Source organism: Streptomyces puniciscabiei (genome assembly GCF_006715785.1).
Classification (GTDB): domain Bacteria; phylum Actinomycetota; class Actinomycetes; order Streptomycetales; family Streptomycetaceae; genus Streptomyces; species Streptomyces puniciscabiei.
In genome coordinates this window covers 3,369,842-3,391,881 of sequence record NZ_VFNX01000001.1, presented here as the reverse complement: position 1 = coordinate 3,391,881, position 22,040 = coordinate 3,369,842, and the positions used below count along the sequence as shown (strand labels likewise).

Genomic DNA, 22,040 nt, shown 5'->3' with positions numbered 1-22,040 from the left:
TCAAGCTCGGTCGCTGTTGGCCGCGTCAGCGACCGGTCTTCGGGGCCTTCCAGCGGGCGATGCCGCGGGCCACCAGGTTGAGGATCATCACGAAGGCGATCAGCGTGAGCGAGGCCGCCCACGCACGGTCGTACGCCGCGCTGGCACCCGCGCTCTGCTGGTACTGCTGGAAGATGAACAGCGGCAGCGACGCCTGCGCACCCTCGAACGGGTTGTTGTTGATGAACGGGTTGCCGAACACCAGCAGCAGCACCGGCGCGGTCTCGCCCGCGATACGGGCGATGGCCAGCATGACGCCGGTGGTGATGCCGCCGATCGAGGTGGGCAGGACCACCTTGAGGATGGTCCGCCACTTCGGCACACCGAGCGCCAGCGAGGCCTCGCGCAGCTCGTTCGGGACGAGCTTGAGCATCTCCTCGGTGGAGCGTACGACGACCGGCATCATCAGGATGGCCAGCGCCAGCGAACCGGCGAAGCCGAACGGCTGCATCTTGAAGATGAGCATCAGCGACAGGATGAACAGGCCCGCGACGATCGACGGGATACCCGTCATGACGTCGACGAAGAACGTGACGGCCTTGGCGAGCTTGCCCCGCCCGTACTCCACCAGGTAGATCGCGGTGAGGATGCCGATCGGCGCACCGATGACGGTGGCGAGGCCGACCTGCTCCAGGCTTCCGATGATGGCGTGGTAGATGCCGCCACCGGGCTCGGAGTCCGCGACGACTCCCATGGAGTGGGTGAGGAAGTAGACGTTCAGGACCTTCACGCCGCGCGAGACGGTCACCCAGATCAGGGAGACCAGCGGGATGACGGCGAGCAGGAAGGCGACCCAGACGAAGGAGGTGGCGATCCGGTCCTTGGCCTGCCGGCGGCCCTCGACCTTGGCGGCGATGCCGTAGGTGCCGAGGACGAAGAGGATCGCGGCGATCAGGCCCCACTGGACCTTGCTGTTCAGACCGGCGATCAGGCCGATGGCCACGGCCACGACGATCGAGCCGGCGGCGATGGCCCAGGGGGACCACTTCGGGAGGCTGGCGCCGCGCAGCGTGCTGTGGCGCTTGTGGGTGACGGCTGCGGTGCTCATGCGTTGGCCCCCGAGTACTCCTTGCGGCGGGCGATGATCATGCGGGCCGCGCCGTTGACCAGCAGGGTGATGACGAAGAGGACGAGACCGGAGGCGATCAGCGCGTCCCGGCCCTGCTCGGTGGCCTCACCGAACTTGCTGGCGATGTTCTGGGCGAAGGTGCCGCCGCCCGGGTTCAGCAGGCTGGCGTGGATGATGTAGTCCGGGGAGAGCACGGTGGCGACGGCCATCGTCTCGCCGAGGGCGCGGCCGAGGCCGAGCATGGACGCGGAGATCACACCGGAGCGTCCGAAGGGCAGCACCGACATGCGGACGACCTCCCAGCGGGTGGCGCCGAGGGCCAGCGCGGCCTCCTCGTGCATCCGCGGGACCTGCCGGAACACCTCACGGCTGACGTTGGTGATGATCGGCAGGATCATGATCGCCAGCAGGATGCCGACGGTGAGCATGGCGCGGGGGGCGCCGCCGTCCCAGGAGAAGATGCCGGTCCAGCCGAGGTAGTCGTTCAGCCAGCCGTACAGACCCGTCATGTGCGGGACGAGGATGAGGGCACCCCAGAGGCCGTAGACGATGGACGGCACGGCGGCGAGCAGGTCGATCACATAGGCGATGGGACCGCTCAGCCGGCGCGGCGCGTAGTGCGTCAGGAACAGCGCGATCGCGACGGCGATCGGGACCGCGATGACCATGGCGATGATCGAGGAGACGATCGTGCCGAAGGCCAGCACCGCGATGCCGAAGCTCGGCGGGACGAGGTTGGTGTTCCACTCGAAGGTGGTGAGGAAGTTCCCGTGGTCCTTGCTGATCGCGAGGGAGGCACGGTAGGTGAGGAAGACCGCGATCGCGGCCATGATCACCAGCAGCAGGATGCCCGAGCCGCGGGACAGGCCGAGGAAGATGCGGTCGCCGGGGCGGGTCGCGCCACGGGCGTTGCGCTTCTGCTCGGTCGGCGAGGGCTGGGGCGTGGGGGGAGGTGCGTCGGTTGTCTTGGTCGATATGTCCATCGGGTTCTCCGGTCTGCGGAGCCGTTCGCCCTCACGGGCGGTGGCTCATGGCGGCGGTGCACCGGACGGTGCGGCCCGGGCCCTGTCGGGCACGGGCCGCACTCTCGGATCAGGTCAGCTGAGGCCCTCGATGGTGGCGCGGACCTTGCTGTTGATCTCTGCGGGGATCGGGGCGTAGTTGTTGCTCGTCAGAAGCTTCTGACCGTCCTCGCTGGCGATGTAGCGGAGGAACGCCTTGGTGGCGGGCAGGGTGTCCGCCTTGTTGCCCTTGTCGCAGACGATCTCGTACGTCACCAGGGTGATCGGGTAGGCACCCTCGGCCTTGGTGGCGTAGTCGAGCTTCAGCGACAGGTCCTTGCCGGTGCCGACGACCTTGGCGGCCGCGATGTCGGCGGTGGCGGAGTCGGTGGAGGGCTTCACCGGAGCCTTGGCACCGGTGTTGATGGCGACGGTGGTCATGTCCTTGGCGTAGGACAGCTCGAAGTAGCCGATCGCGCCGGTGTTCTGCTTGACGCCCTGGGCCACACCGGCGGAGCCGGAGGCCGCCTGGCCGCCCTTGGCCTGCCAGGCCTTGCCGCCGGAGTACTTCCAGTTGTCCGGGGTGGTGGCGATCAGGTACTTGGTGAAGTTGTCCGTGGTGCCGGAGTCCTCGGAGCGGTGGAAGGCCTGGATCTTCAGGTCGGGCAGCTTCGCCGAGGGGTTCAGCTTCTTGATCGCCGGGTCGTTCCAGTTCGTGATCTTGCTGTCGAAGATCTTGGCGATGGTCGGGGCATCCAGGACCAGGTTGTCGACACCCGGGACGTTGTAGCCGAGGGCGATCGGGCCGCCGACCATCGGCAGGTCGATGCCCTGGCCGCCGGAGCAGACCTTCTTGGAGGCGGTGACCTCGTCCGGCTTCAGCGCGGAGTCGGAACCGGCGAAGGCGAGCTGGCCCTGGTTGAAGGAGGTGACACCGGCGCCGGAGCCGCCGCCCTTGTAGTTGATCTGCACGCCACAGGCCTGGGAGAACTCCTTGACCCACGCGTCGATCGCGTTCTTCTGCGCGGAGGAGCCGTCTGCGAGCAGCTGGCCCTTGGCGTTGTCACACTTGATCGACGAAGCGTTGGTGGCGCCGGACGGGTTGCCCGAGGACTTGCCACCGTTGCCGGTGTCGTCGGAGCCGCACGCCGTCAGGGCCAGGGCGCCGGTCACGGCGATCGCACCGAGGGACAGGGCGCGCAGCCGGTTCTTGCGCTGAAGCTTCACTTTCGGGAGTTCCTTCCAGGAGCCGCCGCGGTCGGCGGCGTGCGAGGTTTCGAGGAGTGCGCGAGCGCATCTATGGCCGCACTCCGCACCGTGCACGGCCGAAATTAGGCAGAACAGGTGAAGCCGCCGATGGCCGGAAGTGAACGGGGGGTGAACCCCTGCCGTCGGCCCGGTTAGGTCACGGAATGCTTACGGGGAGGGCACATGGAGGTTCCGACCGGCGGGTTACGCACACACGTCTTCGGCGTTCGTCTCCCTGTGCGAGAACTGTTACGAACCAACGTGCCCATGCGGTCGTCTCACCCCACGTAGGGCCACGGTGGCCCGTGGAAGGGCGACTGAGGACGATGGGCATGGAACGGCGTAGGTTCATCGCGGGCGGCACGGCCGTACTGGCCGCGACCGCACTGACCGGCTGCAGCTCGGGTACGAACAGGTCCACCACCGCGGCGACCACCCGCTCATCCTCACTCACGTCGCTCAAGACCACCAGCGCGAACGCCGCCGCGAACTGGACGGCCCTCGCCCATGCCCTGGACGGCACCCTGCTCCGGCCCGGCGACGCGTCCTGGACGACGGCCCACCAGCTGTACAACACCCGCTTCGACACCCTGAAGCCCGCCGCGGTGGCGTACGTCGCACACGCCGACGACATCCGTACGGCCCTCTCCTACGCCCAGGCGCACGGCGTCCGCGTCTCCATACGCAACGGCGGCCACTCCTACGCGGGCTACTCCTCCGGCGACAACCGCCTCATCCTCGACGTGTCCAAGCTGAACCGCATACGGGTCTCCGGCGGGACGGCGGTCGTCGGCGCCGGCTCCAAGCTGATCGACGTCTACCGGGCGCTGGCCGCGAAGGGCGTGACCATACCCGCGGGCTCCTGTCCCACCGTCGGCGTCTCCGGCCTGGTCCTCGGCGGCGGCCACGGCGTCGCCTCCCGCGCCTACGGCCTGACCTGCGACAGCCTCACCCAGGCGACGGTCATCACGGCCGACGGCACCCAGGTGACGGCGAACGCGTCGTCCCACTCCGACCTCTTCTGGGCACTGCGCGGCGCCGGCAACGGCAACTTCGGCGTGGTCACGGAACTGCAGTTCAAGACCCACCCGGCCCCGCAGGCGGTCACGGCGTACATGACCTGGCCGTGGGCGAAGGCCGCCGCGGTCCTCAGGGCCTGGCAGGAGTGGGGCCCGACCCAGCCCGACGAGATCTGGTCCTCCCTGCACCTGGAGTGCTCACCGGGCCGCACCCCCACCATCTCCGTGGCCTGCTTCTCCCTCGGCACCTACGGCGAACTGCAGAACGCCGTGGACCGCCTGGCCCACGCCGCCGGCGCGAACGCCTCCTCCGTCACCCTGCGCCGCCGGGGCTACGAGGAGGCGATGGAGATCTACGCCGGCTGCTCCTCCTTCTCCTCGGACGCCCAGTGCCACCTGCCGGGCTCCACCCCCGGCCGCTCCCCCCAGGGCCGCCTGGGCCGGGAGACCTACGCGGCCCGCTCGGACTTCTTCGACCGCTCGCTGTCGGCGGCGGGCATCCAGACGGTGCTGCGGCAGATCGCCTCGGTCCGGGGCGGCGCGGGCAGCATCGCGTTCACCGCCCTCGGCGGCGCGGTCAACCGGGTCTCCCCCACGGCGACGGCCTTCGTCCACCGCCGCTCCCGGATGCTGGCCCAGTACATCGCGTCCTGGGGCGCGGGGGCCTCCGGCGGCACGGCCCAGTCCTGGCTGGCCTCGGCCCACCAGGCGATGGCCCCGTACGCCTCGGGCGCGGCGTACCAGAACTACACCGACTCGACGTTGAAGGACTGGAAGAAGGCGTACTACGGCGACGCGGCGACCCGGCTTGCCACGGTGAAGAAGCAGTACGACCCGCAGCGCTTCTTCTCGTACGCGCAGGGGCTCTAGGGGGCCCGGCCGGGCTCGCTCGGAAGCAGGCGACGGGATCCGGCGGTCTACGCCGCCAGGTCCCGTTCCTCCGACTCCAGCGCGGTACGGGCGCTCGGCAGCAGCGGGTCCCGGCCGGCCGGCGTCGCCGAGCGCCGCCGTACGAGCCACCCCGCCCGCCGCGACCGCTCCACCGCTCGCATCAGCGGGGTGAGCAGCGCCATGGCCGGCGGCGACAGCAGCAGCGCGACGGCCGTACCGAGGGCGAAGCCGCCGACGACGTCCGTCGGATAGTGCACGCCCATGTAGACCCGGCAGAAGCCCTCCAGCAGCGCGAGGCCGATGCCCGCGATGCCGAAGCGGCGGTTGGCGACGAAGAGGCCGACGCCCAGCGCCATGGTGATCGTCGCGTGGTCGCTGACGAAGGAGAAGTCGGTCTTGCCGGAGACGAGGACGTCCAGCCCCTGGTGATCGACGAAGGGGCGGGGCCGCTCCACGAACCCCCTGATGGGGACATTGACCAGCACCGCGATGCCGGCGGCGAGCGGCGCCCACACCAGCGCGGCGACGGAGGACGCGGCATCCTCGGCGCCCCGGCGCCGCACGGACCACCAGCACCACAGCACCAGCAGCACCGTGGCCACCAGCAGGCCGTACTCTCCGACGAACTCCATGACCCGGTCGAACCAGTGGGGCGCGTCCTTGGCCAGGCCATTGATGTCGTAGAGCAGGTCGACGTCGGGGTTCGATCCGGATTCGGCGAGTACAGCCATGGTGCTGCGGCCCCTTCGTCGTCTACCGGACGCACCTGTGTGCGCCGCTCCTACCCCCGTGGTTCGTAGATCCGCTTCCGCTGCACTGCCGTACTGCCCGCACTGACGTCCGCTCGGCTACGTCAACAGGAACGCACGGTCCCCATCATTACGTTCCACTCTCCACTGAATGATCACGCAGACGTTATCGAAGAGAGACTCATCATCGCAGCTCAGCGGGTTGGTTCACGCTCGGTCACACCGTCGTGGGGAGCGCTTTCGCGCCATCCTCGGTGACCCGGGTGGCACCGAAGTACTCGGCCGTGTCGACCGGATCGAACCGGATGACGGCCCCCGTCCTCGGCGCGTCGATCATGTACCCGCCGCCCACATAGATGCCCACGTGGTGGATGGCCCGCGAGTCTCTGGGGTCGGTCGAGAAGAACACCAGGTCACCCGGGAGAAGCTGGTCCCGCGACGGGTGCGGTCCGGCGTTGTACTGATCATTGGCCACACGCGGCAGACTGATCCCCACCTTCGCGTACGCGGCCTGCGTCAGCCCCGAACAGTCGAACCGCCCACCCTGCTCGGCCGATCCCTCCCCACCCCACAGATACGGCGTACCGAGCTTGCTCTGCGCGAAGGCGATGGCACCGGCGGCTTGCCGGGTGGGGTCGATACGGGTGACGGGGGCGGCGAAGCTCTTGGCCAGGCTGTTGATCCGCTGGACGTAGTTCTGGGTCTCGCTGATGCCGGGCACCCCGCCGGCCTTTATCACCCGGTACGCACCGGCGTTGTAGGCGGCGAGCATGTTGTCGGAGACGTTGCCCGGCACGTCCTTCACGTCTTTCGCCAGCTGGCAGTCGTACGAAGCGGCGGACGGGATCGCGTCGTTGGGATCCCACACGTCCCGCTTGCCGTCCCCGTTGCCGTCGATGCCGTAGATGGCCCACGTGCCGGGGATGAACTGCGCGATGCCCTGCGCGTTGGCCGGGCTGACGATTCTCGGGTTCCAGCCGCTCTCCTGGTACAGCTGCGCGGCGAGCAGCGCGGGGGTCAGCTGCGGGCACAGGTTGCCCCACTTCTGCACGAGCCCCTGGTAAGCAGCCGGTACGGCCCCCTTGGACAGCCCCCGGCCCGCCGAGACGATCCCGCCCATGAGGTTCCCGGCGACGACGTAGACCCCGACGACGAGCAGCATGACGAAGCCCATGCCGAGCCCGACGGCCGCCCCACCGATCACCCATACCTTCCGCACGGTTCAACTTTCCCCCATGCGCGTGCGGTTCAAGACGCTTTTTGCGTGATGTGGCGTCATTTCACGGTGGGGCAAGGGCTTTTTCCCGTCCGGCGTCCAGGGGCGGAAGTCGCCCGGGCGGGCGCCCGCTTGCGTCCGGCAACCGGCAGTCTCCCGTCGCCGACTTCCACCACTGGCGGTCGGCACTGTCACCCGCGTAGGCGGGCGCGCCGCCCGTGCCGGTGGCCGTCCTGGACGCCATCGCCTGCGGACTGGACGCCTTGCCCGACGGGCCGGCGGAAGTCCGGCCCCCAGCGGTGCCCTTGCCGTCACCCTGCTGGGCGAGCACCACCGCGGTGGCCGCATCGATCCCCACCACGAGCCCGACCGCCACGGCCGCCGGCCACCGCCTGCCCGGGCGCCGGGTCGGCCGGGCGGGCAACCAGTGCGGCGAGACCCGCGTACACCGGGTCCTCCACCACAGCCGTGCGCGCCCCGCAGCACGCGATCACCTCGGCGAGCCCCGGCCGGCGACGGCGTCCTTGGCCAAGCACGCCTCGATCAGGGCCGTGAGATCCGGCGCGACACCGGCCAGGTCGATGGGCTCGCGGACCGCGCGGTGGCCGGCCCCGTCCGGGTCGCCGCTGCCGAACGAGGCCCGTCCGGTCGCCGCGTACGCGAGGGCGGCGAAGAGGCTCCGGCAGGTTTCCGGGGGGAGCGGGCCGCGTTCCGCCACGGCCTTGGCGAGGGTGGGTCCGGCGGCGTACTCGGTGGCCGGCCAGTAGGGGGGCGGTCCAACGTGGCGTCAATCAGGTTTGCGGTGCGTGCACTTCGGACCGGCCGGGTGGTCTCCAGCTCGCGCCGGAACCGGCCCAGGGTCTCGGGATGGTCGGTGATTTCCTCCCGGATCACCCCCGGGCAAGCAGCGTGTGCGTGCCTATGCGTGTCGGATCCCGGGGCCTGAGCACATCCCCGGAACCACCTTCAGCGCGTCGTCGTCTCCGCGCCGGCCGGTGCGGTCCCGGCCGGCACGCGGGTGGTCGGCGCCTGGCCGACCGTTCCGGTGCCGATCTCCAGCAACCTGTGCCTGCGCCTGTCCGCCCAGCACACGGCGACGGCAGCGGCGGCGAAGGTCGCGGCCGACAGGCCGGCGGTGAAGGTGACGGAGGGGAAGACCTCGCCGGCTGCGGCGGCCCGCTGACCGGCCGTCGGGCTTTCCGAAGGGCGGCTGTCCGCAGGTGCTCCCCCCGCCGGAGCCACCTGCGCGCCGTCCGCTCTTCAGGGATCGCCGATCGCGTCCTTGTACAGCTCGGCCGCCTTGCCGCCGAGCACCACGCTGTAGGAGACGTCGTCGGTCGAGCCGCCCTCCTCGTGGCCGCCGAGGATGCCGACGACCTGGTGGTCCCCGTTGATCCAAGGGCTGCCGCTGGTGCCGCTGGTGAGGCTGGGGCAGTCGATGCGCTGCTGGGTGCTGCTGTGCGGGACCGGCTTGTTGGTGCAGCTGATGGGCACCTCGCGGGAGTCCGGGTAGCCGACGACGGTCACAGCCGTGGCCCCGGTGGCCGTACCGGTGGTGAACCGGTTGGCCCCCACCACGTCCTCGATCGGCCTGCCGTCCAGGTCGTCCACGGTCACGAGGGCGACGTCACTGTCCTCGTCCTGGTCCTTGGCCCAGCCGTCGGGCAGGTAGCGCTTGGCGACCTTCCACACCCCGAACGGCGCCTGCCCGTCCCGGTAGCCCGGCACGAACACCAGGTCGGTGCTGGGGTCGCCCACGCAGTGCGCGGCGGTGACGAGGAGGTTGCCCTGCGGGCTGTGCACGACCGAGGCCGTGCAGAAGTGGCCGCCGGACAGGTCGTCGGCCCGGTCGGCGCCGAACAGCGCGCCGACCCTCGCCGTCTGCCGAGTCGCCGCGGCATCGGCGGTGACCCCCAGGGGTCCCGGCCCGTCATCGGCGGCCGCCACGGACGCCGACGTCAGGGCAAGCATCACCACGGCCCCGAGCAGCGCGGGACGCGTGGTGACCGTGATGCGTGAGATGCGCTTCATCAGTGCTCACTGTCCCCCACGAACGTGAGATTCCCGCTGCGACTTATCTGAGATTTTCCTGTGAAACCTTCCGCCGTGCCCGCGGCGCGCCCGCAGCAACCCTCCGACCAGGACCGATTACGTCAGGTCACTTCCATGACGGTCCGCTCACAACGGCTTCCCACCCAGGGCGCGCCTCCGGCACCCGCAGATTCTCTCGCGAAACAGCCGTTTCACCACCCATGTGGGTGACACGGAGGGGTGTTTCGCCGTCACGGCCAAGGGCGCGTCACGGCCCGCTGACCGACTTCAGCCCCCACTCCACCCCCGTCATCTCCTCCGACAGCGTCCACAGGCGCCGGGCCGCCGCCGGGTCGGCGGCCGCCGCGCTGCGGCCGACCAGGGTGGGCGCGCCGCGCATCTCGCCGAGGCCGGCCGGGCCGACGTAGGACGCGCCGGGGAGGTCCTGGCTCGCGGCGTAGAGGGTCGGCCGGGCACCTGCCCTGTCGCTCTGCGCGAAGAGCCGGTTGCCGATGGCCATGAGGCCCCTCGCCAGGGGGTTCGCGTGGTGGCTCTGGAGGTTGGTGGCCGCGTAGCCGGGGTGTGCGGCGAGGGCGCGGACCGGTGAGCCGGCCTCGGTGAGGCGGCGCTGCAGTTCCAGGGTGAAGAGGAGATTGGCCAGCTTGGACTGGGCGTAGGCGCGGGTCGGGGTGTAGCGGCCGCGCAGGTTGACGTCCTCGAAGTGGATCACTCCCCCGCGGTGCAGGCCCGAGGACACCGTCACCACCCGGTCCGTCACATGGGGCAGCAGCAGGTTCGTCAGCGCGAAGTGGCCCAGGTGGTTCGTGCCGAACTGCATCTCGAAGCCCTGCCTGGTGCGCTGCTCCGGCAGCATCATCACGCCCGCGTTGTTGATCAGCAGGTCCAGCGGGCGGTCCCAGCCGGCCGCGAACTCCCGTACCGAGTCCAGGTCGGCCAGGTCCAGGCGGCGCACCTCGGTACTGCCGCTCACCTTCGCCGCGGCGGCGCCGCCCCGCGCGAGGTCCCGTACGGCGAACACCACATGCGCCCCGGCCCGGGCCAGCGCCTCGGCGGTGACCAGCCCGAGGCCGCTGTTGGCGCCGGTGATCACGGCCGTACGGCCGGTCAGGTCGGGGAGGTGGGTCGCGTTCCAGTTATCGGTCATGCCCCCAAAGTAGGCACCGACAACAATGATGTCAACGACAACATCGCGTTACGATGGTCCGCATGCCGCGCATGTCCCCGTCACCGACGAAGAACCGCCCCTACCACCACGGAGACCTGCGCGCCGCCCTGCTCAAGAGCGCCGAGCGCACCCTGCGCGAGAAGGGGGCCGGCGCGCTCTCGCTGCGCGAACTGGCCCGGGACGTCGGGGTGAGCCACGCGGCCCCCGGCCGGCACTTCAAGGACAAGCAGGCCCTCATGGACGCCCTCGCGCTGGACGGGTACGAGCGGCTGAACCGGGCCCTGGACACCGCCGCCGGACGGCCCGGGCTCACCTTCGAGGGACGGATGGCGGCCCTCGCCCGGGCCTACCTCGGCTTCGCCGTCGAGAACCCCGAACTGCTGGAGCTGATGTTCGCGCGCAAGCACGACCCCGACAGCTCCGACCGGCTCGCCGCGGCCGTCGACGAGTCCTTCGGCTCCCTCACCAGGATGATCGCGGACGCCCAGGAGCGGGGCGAGATCGTCGCGGGCGACCCGGAGCAGATCACCATGATCGCCGCCGCGAGCCTGCACGGCCTCGCCGCCCTCATCGCCGCCTGCGCGCTCGACGCCGAGGAGGCGATGAGCGGCCTGGACGAGCACGTGCATCTGCTGCTGAACGGACTCCGGCCGCGGTGAACGGACTCCGGCCGCGACAACACGCCCCGGTCGGACGTCGGCTACGCGCGTAGCCGCAGCGCCCTGTGGTCGCGCTGTGCGTCGGGTCAAGCCATGCCCAGCACAGAGCCAGCACACAGCCATTGATCAGTAAGCCCCCAACCTCCTTGAGTAACGCGGAAGTCAGAAATCCGAAAGCCCCTTGTTGTCGCGTACTCAACAAGGTGATGGTCGACGCGGGCCGCCGCCCCCACCGGTCACCACCGGTGGCCCCCCACACCCGCAGGCCTCTGCCCACCACTTCCAGGAGGCTGTACCTTGCGTACGACCACGCCCGACTCCCCCCACATACGCGGCAGATGGCGCCGCATCGGCTCGGCCGCCGCGGCCACCGCCGCACTCCTCGCCGCCGGCCTGACCACCGCGGCCCACGCCCAGGCCGCGCCGGCCGCCACCGCGGCCACGCCCCACAAGGTGAGCGCCAAGGCCGTCGCCGCCCATGTCGCCAAGGCCCACGTGCGCTACGAGAAGGCGTGCGGCGACACCCCGAAGAAGGGCTACGCCGCCTGCAACGCCCTGCGCGTCACCGGCGGCACCACCGCCTTCATGGAGAGGCAGGCGGCCCTGAAGGGCATCGCGCCGAAGACCGTCTCACCGAAGGCCGCCTCCGACTCCCCGACCGGCTACGGTCCGAGCGACCTGCAGTCGGCCTACGGCCTGGCCGACGCCGCGTCCGCGGGCGGCTCGGGCGAGACCGTCGCCATCGTCGACGCCTACGACGACCCGAACGCGGAGTCCGACCTCGCGACCTACCGGTCGTACTACGGCCTGCCCGACTGCACCAGCGACAACGGCTGCTTCACCAAGGTCGGTCAGACCGGCTCCACGACCTCCCTGCCCTCCGCCGACAGCGGCTGGGCCGGTGAGGAGTCCCTCGACCTCGACATGGTCAGCGCGATCTGCCCGAACTGCAACATCCTGCTGGTCGAGGCGAAGTCCGCCTCCGACGCCAACCTGGGCACCGCCGTGAACGAGGCCGTCAAGCTCGGCGCCAAGTTCGTCTCCAACAGCTACGGCGGCTCGGAGTCCTCCTCCGACACGACGTACGACTCCTCGTACTACAAGCACCCCGGCGTCGCCATCACCGCGAGCGCCGGCGACGAGGGCTACGGCGCCGAGTACCCGGCCGCCTCGAAGTACGTGACCGCCGTCGGCGGCACCGCCCTCAAGACCTCCTCCGACAGCCGCGGCTGGACCGAGAGCGTCTGGAACACCTCCAGCACCGAGGGCACCGGCTCCGGCTGCTCCGCCTACGACGCCAAGCCCAGCTGGCAGACCGACTCCGGCTGCGCCAAGCGCATGATCGCCGACGTGTCCGCCGTGGCCGACCCCGCCACCGGCGTCTCCGTCTACGACACCTACGGCTCCGACGGCACCGGCTGGAACACCTACGGCGGCACCAGCGCCTCCTCGCCGATCATCGCGAGCGTGTACGCCCTCGCCGGCACCCCGGGCAGCAGCGACTACCCGGCCCAGTACCCCTACAACGCGGCCGGCACCTCCGCCCTGAACGACGTCACCAGCGGCAGCAACGGCAGCTGCTCCACGACGTACTTCTGCACCGCCCGGTCCGGCTACGACGGCCCGACCGGCTGGGGCACCCCGGAGGGCACGAGCGCCTTCTCCGCAAGCCGACAGACGCGTAAGACCGCCCCGTCGGGTCACGGGGAGCCGCCGGATGAGGGGGACGTGGGGTCCCCTCGGCGGCAGGGAAGACGGGCCACGGCAGCCGGCCGCGGCCCGTTTTCCCTGTACAACGCCCTTGCGTCACCTGTGAGCCGGGTCAAGGGACCGGCACCCTTCGGTAGGGCGGACGCCAGGATTCCAGGGACCCTCTGATTGTCGCGTACTCAACAAGTCATCGTCTCGCCGGCACCCCGTCAAGCGGCAGCTACCCGGCCAAGTTCGCGTACACCGCGGCCGGCACCTCCGCACTCAACGACGTCACCAGCGGCAACAACGGCACCTGCGCCACCAGCTACCTGCGCACCGCCCAGTCGGGCTACGACGGCCCGACCGGCTGGGGCACCCCGGAGGGCGTGACCGCCTTCACCGGCTGACCGCGCATCGCTCCGCACGTCACGGGCCCCGACGGCAGGCGCCGCCGGGGCCTTGTCCATTTTCCGACGGCCCCCCGTGAGAACATCATCCCGACACCTCACCCGACCAGCCGTCAGAAGCCGTGCCAGGTCGTGAAGGGGAACAACGACCGAACCACACGACAGGTTCCGGTCGGACCTCGTTGCCCGGCGTGACCTGCCGTGATACACAGAGTGACCGTACGCACCATTCGTACGAAACCCGCCAGTCAATGACGTCAAGTCGACATGCGTTGGCGGCGTTGTCGGCGACAATGAGGCCTGACCTCTGCACACCGCAGGGGCCGACGGAACTACCCACCAGGGGCGGTGACTTACATGCTCTTTGCGGCCGACAAGGGAGACATCAACACCATCATCGGCGGAATCGCTCCGAACTGGGGCCCCTTCGGCAGCCTGGGCAACGAGGCCAAGGTGATGATCGAGGTGGTCATGGCCGTGGCCATCCTCCTGTGCCTCGGCATCGCCGTATGGGGCGCGGCCAAACAGCGCATCGGCGCCACGGCCCTCCGGGACACCTTCAGCGCCGAACAGGGCAAGGGCCTCATCATCGCCGGCCTCACCGGGGTCTTCATCATCGGTTCCCTCGGCACCCTGTTCACGATCGTGTACGGCATGGCGGTCTGAGCCCCCTGAAGGTTGCGTCTCCCTGATGTCGAGTCACCACACCGCGCCCGCGCGGCAACCAGCACGGCTACCGTCGTACGCCTACGAGGGTGAGGGAGCGCGCACGCCATGACCTCCGGAGACGACCAGTCCTACGCCGACTACGGCGACACGGGCGGCCACACCCGCACCCGCCTCCCCGAAACCGACCCCTACGGCGGCGCCCCCCGCCGCCCCACCCGCTCCTCCTCCCGCAGCCTCGTCACGGTCGTCGGCGTAGTGGTCCTCCTCATCGCCGCGATCGCATTCGCCAACAGGGGGGACCACTCGTCTGCCGACGGCTCGGCGGCGAAGAACACCCACCCCCAGAACTCCGCAACAGCTCCCACAGGCACGCACCCGGTGGAGACCAAGACCGGCGGCATCCCAACGGGCTTCGCCCATACGGAGCAGGGGGCGGAGAGTGCGGCGGCGAATTATGCGGTGGTGCTCGGGTCCACCGGCATGTTCAACAGGGACAGCCGACACGGAATCGTCGACACCATCTACACACCCACGGCGGCGGCGAAACTGCAGGGCGCAATGGACGGCGCCTACTCGGCAAGCTTCCTTGGCACGATGGGGCTCGATGCGAACGGCAATCCCCCAGCGGGCAGCACTTTCGTGTCTCGCTCCATCCCAATTGGCACCAAAGTGGAGCAGTACAACAACACCCAGGCCAGAGTGTCGGTCTGGTACATGGGCCTCATCGGAATGTCGGGAGACTCATCCACCAACCCCGTGACCTCTACCTGGAAGACATGGACGTGTGATCTGCAGTGGCTCAACGACGACTGGAAGATCGTCACGGATAGCCAGAAGGACGGCCCGGCACCGGTTCCCGGCGACGACAAGGCTGCAAGCTCCGACGAAATCAGCAAAGCCATTGAGCAGTACGGAGGGTTCACTTATGCCCGGTAACCCGCGCCGCGTACTAACGCTCACCGGCTTGGTGGCCGCCGCACAGACAGCCGCCGTGCTGCTGGCCACGCATGCCGTCGCAGCACCTTCGCCCAAGCCGTCGAACAGCAGTGACCCCTGCGACCTGCTGATCGGCCCAGCCAAACAGTTCTGCGAAAAGGATGGCGGCGGCTCCAAGAGCGGTATCACCGGGCCCGGCAACAACCCCCTCTCCGACACCCTCGACCCCCTCTCCTCCCTGGCCAAGGGCTGTGCGGACGCCGCCACCTGGACCATCGACAAGCTCAGCAAGGCCGTGAAGGAGACGGCCAACGTCGACTTCACGAATCCGAAGTTTCTGCAGCAGTACGCGATCGTGTTCGCCGCGTCCACGATCCTCACCCTGCTGCTGTGGCTCCTGGCCGTGGCCAAGCGCGCCGTGCGCGGCGTACCGCTGACGACCGCGATCTCGGAAGCGGTCGGGTTCCTCTGGCTGACCGTGCTCGCCTCCGCCTTCACCCCGCTGATCCTGTACACGGTCGTGTCGGCCACCGACGGCGTCACGGACGTGCTCGCCAAGGCCACCGGCGACCAGGCCGACACGTTCTTCGGCACCTTCTCCGGCGCCCTGGGCAAGGGCACCGACATCGGCGGCGGCCCGATCATGCTGATCGTGGTCTCCCTGGTCAGCATCCTCGCCGCCGGCGTCCTCTGGCTGGAGCTGGTCATCAGGGCCGCGCTCCTGTACGTCGGCGCCCTCCTCGGCACCGTCGTCTACGCGGGGCTGGTGGACAAGAACCTGTGGGGGCACGTACGGCGCTGGGCGGGCATCATGATCGCCGTGATTCTCGTCAAGCCCGTCATCGTCATCGTGCTCGGGCTCGCCGGGGCCCTGTCCAGCGGCAACGGCCCGGACGCCTTCTCCGCCGTCGTCTCCGGCCTCGCCATCATCCTGCTCGCCATCTTCGCCAGCGCGATGATCTACCGCTTCGTCCCCGGCTTCGGCGACGAGATCGCGAACGGCCGCAACAACCGCATCATGCAGGGCGCCGAGAGCAAGGCCGCCGCCGTCATCAGCTCCCCCGCCACCCTCGTCGCACAGGGCATCAAGACCCACAGCTCCCGCGCCGACAACAACGGAGCGGGCGGAGGACAGACCAGCAGCACCCCGCGCCCCGCCAACCCCGCCACCGGCGGTGTCGCCGCCCACAGCAGCCGTACCCCCACCGGTGGCGGCGGAGCCGTCCCTTCCGCCACGCCCGCGCCCCGCGCGCCCAGCCCGGTCAACACCCCGCACGCAGGCAACACCCGCAACAACCGCACGGGAGGTGAAGGGCGTTGACGACCGAGTCCCACCTGTCCCATCCGGTCACGCCCCGCCGTACGTATCTCATCGGCCGCGCCCGGCCGAACGCGATCATCGGCCGGAACCGCGAGTCCGGCGAGATCGCGCTGATCATCGCGGGCGCGTTCCTCGGCATGATGTGCGGCCTCCTGGTCCCGGTGCTGTCCTTGCGGATCGTGCTGCTGATGGGCTTCCCGCTGCTCGCACTCGCCGCGGTCTACGTGCCGTACAAGCGCCGCACCTTCTACAAGTGGTTCGAGATCAACCGCAGCTACAAGCGCGCCGTCAAGCGGGGCGAGGCCGTCTACCGGTCCGGCGCCATGGAGGCCGGGACCCGGCTCGACGGGCGGGAGATCGAGGTCGGGCCGCCGCCCGGCATCGGACGGATCACCTGGCTCGCCGCACCCTTCGGGCCCGACGAGATCGCCGTCCTCCTGCACGCCGACCGCAAGACCGTCACCGCCGCCATCGAGATCGAGGGCCCCGGCGTCGGCCTGCGCGACTCCGAGGACCAGGAGGCCCTGGTCGACCGGTTCGGCACGCTGCTCAAGCACGTCGCCAACGGCGACGGGTTCGTGACCCGGCTGCAGATGCTCGCCCGCACCCTGCCCGCCGACCCCGACGCACACGCCAAGGACGTCGCCCAGCGCGGCGACCCCCGCTCCCCCGGCTGGCTCCAGCAGTCGTACGACCAGCTGCAGTCCATGGTGTCCACCAGCAGCGAGCAGCACCGCGCCTACCTCGTCGCCTGCATGCCCTACAACCGCGAACTGGCCGCCGAGGCGCACGCCATGGCCCGCGCCATGCGCGCCCGCGGCAGCAAGGTCGACCGGGACGCAGGCCTCGCGGTGGTCATGGCCCGCGAGCTGACCGACATCTGCTCACGGCTCCAGGAGGCCGACATCCGGGTCCGCCAGCCGCTGGGCCAGGGCCGCCTCGCCTCCCTCATCCACTCCATGTACGACCCCGACCACCCCATCGACCACATCCAGGCGATGACCAAGCGCAACGCCTGGCCGGCCGAGCTCGACGCCACGGAGCCCACCTTCCTCCAGGCCAAGACCCGCGAGTCCAACACCCGCGCCCCCTGGTGCCACGCCACCGCCTGGGTGAAGGAGTGGCCGATGACCCCGGTCGGGGTCAACTTCCTGGCGCCCCTGCTCGTCCACACCCCGGACGTCATCCGAACGGTCGCCGTGACGATGGATCTCGAGCCCACCGAGGTAGCCATCGAACGCATGCTGACCGAGAAGACCAACGACGAGGCCGAGGCCTCCCGCGCCGCCAAGATGAACCGCACCGTGGACCCGCGGGACGTCGCCGCGCACAACCGCCTCGACCAGCGGGGCGAGGACCTCGCGAGCGGCGCCGCCGGCGTCAACCTCGTCGGCTACATCACCGTCTCCGCCCGCACCCCGGACGCCCTCAACCGCGACAAGCGCACCATAAGGGCCTCCGCCGGCAAGTCGTACCTCAAGCTGGAGTGGTGCGACCGGGAGCACCACCGCGCCTTCGTGAACACACTTCCCTTCGCCACCGGCATCCGAAGGTAGGGGCTGATTCACCGATGCGGGATCCGCTGTCCGTCCTCACCGACGCCTTCACCTCCTTCCTCTTCGGGAAGGTCGAGACGACCCGGTCGCCGGTGCGCACCTCCACGGGCCAGGCCCAGGCGGTCTACCTGCCCACGGCCGCGCCCGGCCTCGGCGACTCCGGCGTCATCATCGGCCGCGAGGTGTACTCCGGCAAGGGCTACATCTACGACCCCTTCCAGCTCTACGGCCAGCAGCTCCCGGCCCCGCACTGGCTGGTCCTCGGCGAGTCCGGCAACGGCAAGTCGGCCCTGGAGAAGACCTACGTCCTGCGCCAGCTGCGCTTCAAGGACCGCCAGGTCGTCGTCCTGGACGCCCAGGGCGAGGACGGCGTCGGGGAATGGAACCTGATCGCGGAGGAACTGGGGATAACACCCATCCGGCTGGACCCGATGGCCGCCCTGGACCACGGCATCCGGCTCAACCCCCTCGATCCGGCGATCACCACCACCGGCCAGCTCGCGCTGCTCCGGACGATCATCGAGGTCGCGATGGGCCACGGCCTGGACGAACGTTCCGGCTTCGCGCTCAAGGTCGCCCACTCCTACGTCAACGAGTCGATCCTCGACCGCCAGCCGGTCCTCTCCGACATCGTCGAGCAGCTACGGCACCCGGAGCCGGAGTCGGCCGAGGCGATGAACGTCGCCATAGACGACGTACGGGCCTGGGGACTGGATGTCGCCCTCGTGCTGGACCGGCTGGTCGACGGTGACCTGCGCGGCATGTTCGACGGCCCGACGACCGTGGGGATCGACCTGGACGCCCCGCTGATCGTCTTCGACCTCTCCCACATCGACCGCAACTCCATCGCCATGCCCATCCTCATGGCGATCGTCGGCGTGTGGCTGGAGCACACCTGGATCCGCCCCGACCGCAAGAAGCGCATCTTCCTGGTCGAGGAGGCCTGGCACATCATCAACAGCCCGTTCGTGGCCCAGCTCTTCCAGCGGCTGCTGAAGTTCGGGCGCCGGCTGGGTCTCTCGTTCGTGGCGGTGGTCCACCATCTGTCGGACGTGGTGGACGGGGCGGCGGCCAAGGAGGCCGCGGCCATCCTGAAGATGGCCTCGACCAGGACCATCTACGCCCAGAAGGCCGACGAGGCCCGGGCCACCGGCCGGGTGCTGGGTTTGCCGAGGTGGGCCGTGGAAATCATCCCGACACTGACGCCCGGCATCGCTGTATGGGACGTCAACGGCAACGTCCAGGTGGTCAAACACCTGGTCACGGAGACGGAGCGCCCGCTGGTCTTCACCGACCGCGCGATGACCGAGTCCTCCAGCGACCTCACGGCCGACGACGCGCTGCGCGCCGCCGAGCTGGAGGCCGAGCAGCGGGCGGCGGCCTTCGTGGAACAGCATCTGGGCGACTCCGAGTCGACCGTGGCCTAGGGGAGGAACGGGTGAGACCGGACGCTCGCGACCGCCGCGAGGACCGCCGGGACGGCCAGGGCGGCATCCCCGACGGCCTGCTGATCGGCATACTCGCGTTCCTCCTCGGCATGACCCTGCTGGTGTGGACGGCCACGGGTCTCGCCGCCCTGTTCGCCCACGGCGCCTGGCCGCACGGCGTCACCTTCACCCGCACCCCCGTCGCCATGCGCCACCTCATCGGCGCACCCCACGACCTCACCGGCGCCTGGCCCGACGCCCCCGCCTCCCAGCTCTCCGGCTGGGGCCTGTTCTGGGGCCTGTTCATCGGCCAGCTGATGGCCCTGTTCGTCCTCACCGTGTTCGTCATGGGAACGGTGGCGAGATGGCGGGCGGGCAGGACACGGCGGGCGGCGGCCGCCAAGGGCACACCGCAGCCGACTGCCGGGGCAGCGCACCCGGCTGCGCAGGCCGAGCAGCGGTACGAGGTGCCACCGCAGCGCACGGAGCCGGTACCCGCGCCGACGGTGCCCCTCCAGGAGACGCCCTCTCCCAGCGTCCCTGTCGCTGACTTCCCGGCCGACGGCGAACGGCTGGGCGGGTGGGAGAAGATCCTCGTGGCACCCACGGAAGGCCGCCGGACGGCCGCGGCCCGGGCCGTACGCGACGCCGAAGGCCCCACGCTCGTCGTCACCTCGAACCCGGCCCTCTGGACGGAGACGAAGGACGCCAGAGCCAAGCTCGGCCCCACCCTCCTCTACGACCCCACCCACCTCTGCGACACCCCGGCCCGCCTCCACTGGACCCCCACAGCCGGCTGCGAGGACAGACAGACCGCACTGAACACAGCCACCGCCCTGCTCAGCCCCGTACAGCCCACGGCCAAGATCGACCAGGCGGTCGCCGACACGGCGGTGACGCTCCTGCGGAGCTACCTCCACGCCGCCGCCCTGGAGGACCGCACCATCCGTCATGTGCACCGCTGGTCCCAGGGCACCCAGGTCCAGGACGCCGTACGCACCCTGCGCACCCACCCCAAGGCCGCCCCCGGCGCCGCCGGCGAACTCGAGGCCGCGCTCACCGCGCACCCCGAACGCCGGGACATCGCCCAGGAGCTGACCAGCCGGGCCCTCTCGGCCCTGTCCACGGTGAACATCCGCGAGGCCTGCACCCCGAACCGAACAGATGCCCTGTCACTGGATTCCTTCGTTCACGAAGGGGGCACGCTTTATGTGGTCGGTGAATCCATCGAGGACCCCAGGAGCAATCCGGGCGCGATGCCCCTCCTGACGGCCCTCGTCTCCAGCGTGGTCGAGCGCGGCCGGCGCATGGCCGAACGGTCATCCTCCGGTCGGCTCGACCCACCACTCACGCTCGTCCTGGACGACGTCGCAGCCGTGGCCCCCATCCCCCAGCTCCCCGACCTGCTCGCCACCGGCACCGACCAGGGCCTGCCCACCCTCGCCCTGCTCCGCTCCCGCGAACAGGCCCGCTCGCGCTGGCCGCACCGGGAACTGCCGGTCTAGGAGCGCCACTCCAGCACGAACTCCAGCTCGTTCTGCGCGGCGTCCCTCACGAACGGCACGACCACGCCGCTCGGCACGAACCCGAGCTTGCGGTAGGCGCCCTGGGCCCGCTCGTTGTCCTCGTGCACCAGCAGCCGTACCCGTTCCGCGCCCCGCTCCCGAGCCCATTCCACACCGGCGTCGAACAGGGCCTTGATCAGCCCGTTCCCGCGGTGCTCGGGCCGGACGTACACCCCGACCACATGGCCCTGCCGGCGATCGACGACGTATCCGGCCCAGTCCGTCATCCCTGCTTCCTCGATCAGGACGGTGACCGAGCCGGCCCAGGTACCGTCGGGCGCCTCGGCGACGAACTGCCGCGCCACGCTCTGCTCGTCGGCCGACCGCGCGGCCCGCTCCTGGTAGAAAGAGTCCGGCTTGGCCTCGCCCTCCTCATACGTCTCCAGGTAGGCGAGGTGCGCGACCGGGTCCCGCAGGGCCGCCAGCCGTAGTTGCTTCACTCGGGGCCAGTCGTCCGGTCGTATGGCGCGGATGACGTAGTCTCCGCCGGTCGAGGTACTCATGTGGGCCACCGTAGTGCCGCTCGTTGTCGGTGGCAGCTCATATTGTGGACGCCATGACAACACTGCCCGAGCGGCCGAACACGGCGTTGCTCGTCATCGACGTGCAGAACGGCGTCGTCGCGGGTTCACCCCACCGCGACGACGTCGTCGCGAACATCAACACCCTGGTCGACAAGGCCCGCGCGGCCGACGTCCCGGTGATCTGGATCCAGCACTCCGACGACCAACTGAAGGAGGGCACCGAGAACTGGGAGTACGTCCCCGAGCTGACCCGGCAGGACACGGAGCCCCTGATCCCGAAGAACTACCCGGACGCCTTCGAGGACACCGAGTTGGAGACCGTGCTCGCACGCCACAAGGTGGGCCGGCTCATCGTCACCGGCGCCCAGACGGACGTCTGCATCCGCTCCACCCTGCACGGCGCGATCGTCCGCGGCTACGACGCGACACTGGTCGCCGACGCCCACACCACTGAGGACCTCACCCCGTACGGCGCTCCGACCCCGGAACAGGTGATCGCCCACACCAACCTCTACTGGCAGTCCCACGAGGCCCCCGGTCGACGGGGCGGGACCGTGAAAACGGCGGAAGTGATCTTCTGAGACTGCTCGGAAACGCAGAAAGGCCCACGCCAAATGGCGTGGGCCTTTCCCAAGAATTGTTCGGCGGCGTCCTACTCTCCCACAGGGTCCCCCCTGCAGTACCATCGGCGCTGTGAGGCTTAGCTTCCGGGTTCGGAATGTAACCGGGCGTTTCCCTCACGCTATGACCACCGAAACACTATGAAACTGACAACCGAACCATGCAAGGCATGGGGCTGTTCGTGGTTTCAGAACCAACACAGTGGACGCGAGCA

At 69.9% G+C, this 22,040-nt stretch carries 19 protein-coding genes, 1 rRNA gene and 2 pseudogenes; 11 read left to right on the top strand and 11 right to left on the bottom strand.

Annotation, left to right across the window (positions count from 1 at the left end):
• Nucleotides 1-25: 25 nt before the first annotated feature.
• The 3 genes from pstA to pstS form a co-directional block, all read right to left on the bottom strand.
• The gene (gene pstA / locus FB563_RS15550) at nucleotides 26-1,087 is read right to left on the bottom strand and encodes a phosphate ABC transporter permease PstA (RefSeq protein ID WP_055708081.1); all 1,062 of its coding nucleotides are present in this window, start codon (nucleotides 1,085-1,087) and stop codon (nucleotides 26-28) included.
• Nucleotides 1,084-2,091, bottom strand: a complete 1,008-nt coding sequence (pstC, locus tag FB563_RS15545; protein ID WP_055708082.1) for a phosphate ABC transporter permease subunit PstC — start codon at nucleotides 2,089-2,091, stop codon at nucleotides 1,084-1,086. The genes pstA and pstC overlap by 4 nt, the downstream gene beginning before the upstream one ends.
• A 114-nt stretch (nucleotides 2,092-2,205) precedes the next feature.
• The gene (gene pstS / locus FB563_RS15540) at nucleotides 2,206-3,336 is read right to left on the bottom strand and encodes a phosphate ABC transporter substrate-binding protein PstS (protein WP_055708083.1); all 1,131 of its coding nucleotides are present in this window, start codon (nucleotides 3,334-3,336) and stop codon (nucleotides 2,206-2,208) included.
• 353 nt (nucleotides 3,337-3,689) lie between these two features.
• Between pstS and FB563_RS15535 the strand changes: the two genes are divergently transcribed.
• A complete protein-coding gene (locus tag FB563_RS15535) occupies nucleotides 3,690-5,246 on the top strand; it encodes an FAD-binding oxidoreductase (protein ID WP_055708084.1) in 1,557 nt (518 codons plus the stop codon).
• A 47-nt stretch (nucleotides 5,247-5,293) separates the two neighbouring features.
• On the opposite strand, the gene FB563_RS15530 is transcribed toward FB563_RS15535, so the two are convergent.
• The 6 genes from FB563_RS15530 to FB563_RS15505 form a co-directional block, all read right to left on the bottom strand.
• Nucleotides 5,294-5,998, bottom strand: coding sequence for a phosphatase PAP2 family protein (locus FB563_RS15530; RefSeq protein WP_055708085.1), 705 nt, complete (start codon nucleotides 5,996-5,998; stop codon nucleotides 5,294-5,296).
• A 235-nt stretch (nucleotides 5,999-6,233) separates the two neighbouring features.
• Nucleotides 6,234-7,190 (bottom strand): C40 family peptidase, encoded by a 957-nt coding sequence (locus FB563_RS15525; RefSeq protein ID WP_079048940.1) that lies wholly within the window; start codon nucleotides 7,188-7,190, stop codon nucleotides 6,234-6,236.
• Nucleotides 7,191-7,722: 532 nt separating this feature from the next.
• Entirely contained in the window at nucleotides 7,723-7,950 is a 228-nt protein-coding gene (locus tag FB563_RS15520) for a hypothetical protein (RefSeq protein ID WP_055708087.1), read from the bottom strand.
• 248 nt (nucleotides 7,951-8,198) lie between these two features.
• On the bottom strand, nucleotides 8,199-8,474 hold the full coding sequence (locus FB563_RS15515) for a hypothetical protein (protein ID WP_055708088.1): 276 nt from the start codon (nucleotides 8,472-8,474) through the stop codon (nucleotides 8,199-8,201).
• 18 nt (nucleotides 8,475-8,492) lie between these two features.
• A complete protein-coding gene (locus FB563_RS15510; RefSeq protein ID WP_055708089.1) occupies nucleotides 8,493-9,263 on the bottom strand; it encodes a trypsin-like serine peptidase in 771 nt (256 codons plus the stop codon).
• A 268-nt stretch (nucleotides 9,264-9,531) separates the two neighbouring features.
• A complete protein-coding gene (locus FB563_RS15505; RefSeq protein ID WP_055708090.1) occupies nucleotides 9,532-10,428 on the bottom strand; it encodes an oxidoreductase in 897 nt (298 codons plus the stop codon).
• Nucleotides 10,429-10,481: 53 nt separating this feature from the next.
• Here FB563_RS15505 and FB563_RS15500 point away from each other — a divergent pair, with 53 nt between their 5' ends.
• From FB563_RS15500 to FB563_RS15460, 9 genes and pseudogenes are all read left to right on the top strand, one after another.
• Nucleotides 10,482-11,108 (top strand): TetR/AcrR family transcriptional regulator, encoded by a 627-nt coding sequence (locus tag FB563_RS15500; protein ID WP_411573205.1) that lies wholly within the window; start codon nucleotides 10,482-10,484, stop codon nucleotides 11,106-11,108.
• Between the two features lie 297 nt (nucleotides 11,109-11,405).
• Nucleotides 11,406-12,773: pseudogene (locus FB563_RS15495) on the top strand (S53 family peptidase); the annotation flags it as partial.
• A 236-nt stretch (nucleotides 12,774-13,009) separates the two neighbouring features.
• Nucleotides 13,010-13,207: pseudogene (locus FB563_RS45705) on the top strand (peptidase S8); the annotation flags it as partial.
• 357 nt (nucleotides 13,208-13,564) lie between these two features.
• The gene (locus FB563_RS15485; RefSeq protein ID WP_009189392.1) at nucleotides 13,565-13,873 is read left to right on the top strand and encodes a hypothetical protein; all 309 of its coding nucleotides are present in this window, start codon (nucleotides 13,565-13,567) and stop codon (nucleotides 13,871-13,873) included.
• Nucleotides 13,874-13,981: 108 nt separating this feature from the next.
• Nucleotides 13,982-14,812, top strand: coding sequence for a DUF8175 domain-containg protein (locus FB563_RS15480; RefSeq protein ID WP_142218728.1), 831 nt, complete (start codon nucleotides 13,982-13,984; stop codon nucleotides 14,810-14,812).
• Nucleotides 14,802-16,133 carry a hypothetical protein gene (locus FB563_RS15475; RefSeq protein WP_142218727.1) on the top strand — a complete coding sequence of 444 codons (1,332 nt, stop codon included), beginning with the start codon at nucleotides 14,802-14,804 and terminating at the stop codon, nucleotides 16,131-16,133. Before FB563_RS15480 ends, FB563_RS15475 begins: the two co-directional genes overlap by 11 nt.
• Nucleotides 16,130-17,689 (top strand): SCO6880 family protein, encoded by a 1,560-nt coding sequence (locus tag FB563_RS15470; protein ID WP_142218726.1) that lies wholly within the window; start codon nucleotides 16,130-16,132, stop codon nucleotides 17,687-17,689. Before FB563_RS15475 ends, FB563_RS15470 begins: the two co-directional genes overlap by 4 nt.
• 14 nt (nucleotides 17,690-17,703) lie before the next feature.
• A complete protein-coding gene (locus FB563_RS15465) occupies nucleotides 17,704-19,116 on the top strand; it encodes an ATP-binding protein (RefSeq protein ID WP_142218725.1) in 1,413 nt (470 codons plus the stop codon).
• 11 nt (nucleotides 19,117-19,127) lie between these two features.
• Nucleotides 19,128-20,621: a type IV secretory system conjugative DNA transfer family protein gene (locus tag FB563_RS15460; protein ID WP_142218724.1), complete on the top strand. Its 1,494-nt coding sequence runs from the start codon at nucleotides 19,128-19,130 to the stop codon at nucleotides 20,619-20,621.
• On the opposite strand, the gene FB563_RS15455 is transcribed toward FB563_RS15460, so the two are convergent.
• Nucleotides 20,618-21,184: a GNAT family N-acetyltransferase gene (locus FB563_RS15455; protein ID WP_142218723.1), complete on the bottom strand. Its 567-nt coding sequence runs from the start codon at nucleotides 21,182-21,184 to the stop codon at nucleotides 20,618-20,620. The genes FB563_RS15460 and FB563_RS15455 overlap by 4 nt on opposite strands.
• Before the next feature lie 53 nt (nucleotides 21,185-21,237).
• On the opposite strand from FB563_RS15455, the gene FB563_RS15450 reads away from it, so the two are divergent.
• Nucleotides 21,238-21,786, top strand: a complete 549-nt coding sequence (locus FB563_RS15450) for a cysteine hydrolase family protein (protein WP_142218722.1) — start codon at nucleotides 21,238-21,240, stop codon at nucleotides 21,784-21,786.
• Nucleotides 21,787-21,844: 58 nt separating this feature from the next.
• Here FB563_RS15450 and rrf read toward each other — a convergent pair.
• Nucleotides 21,845-21,961, bottom strand: a 5S ribosomal RNA gene (gene rrf / locus FB563_RS15445).
• Nucleotides 21,962-22,040 lie beyond the last annotated feature (79 nt).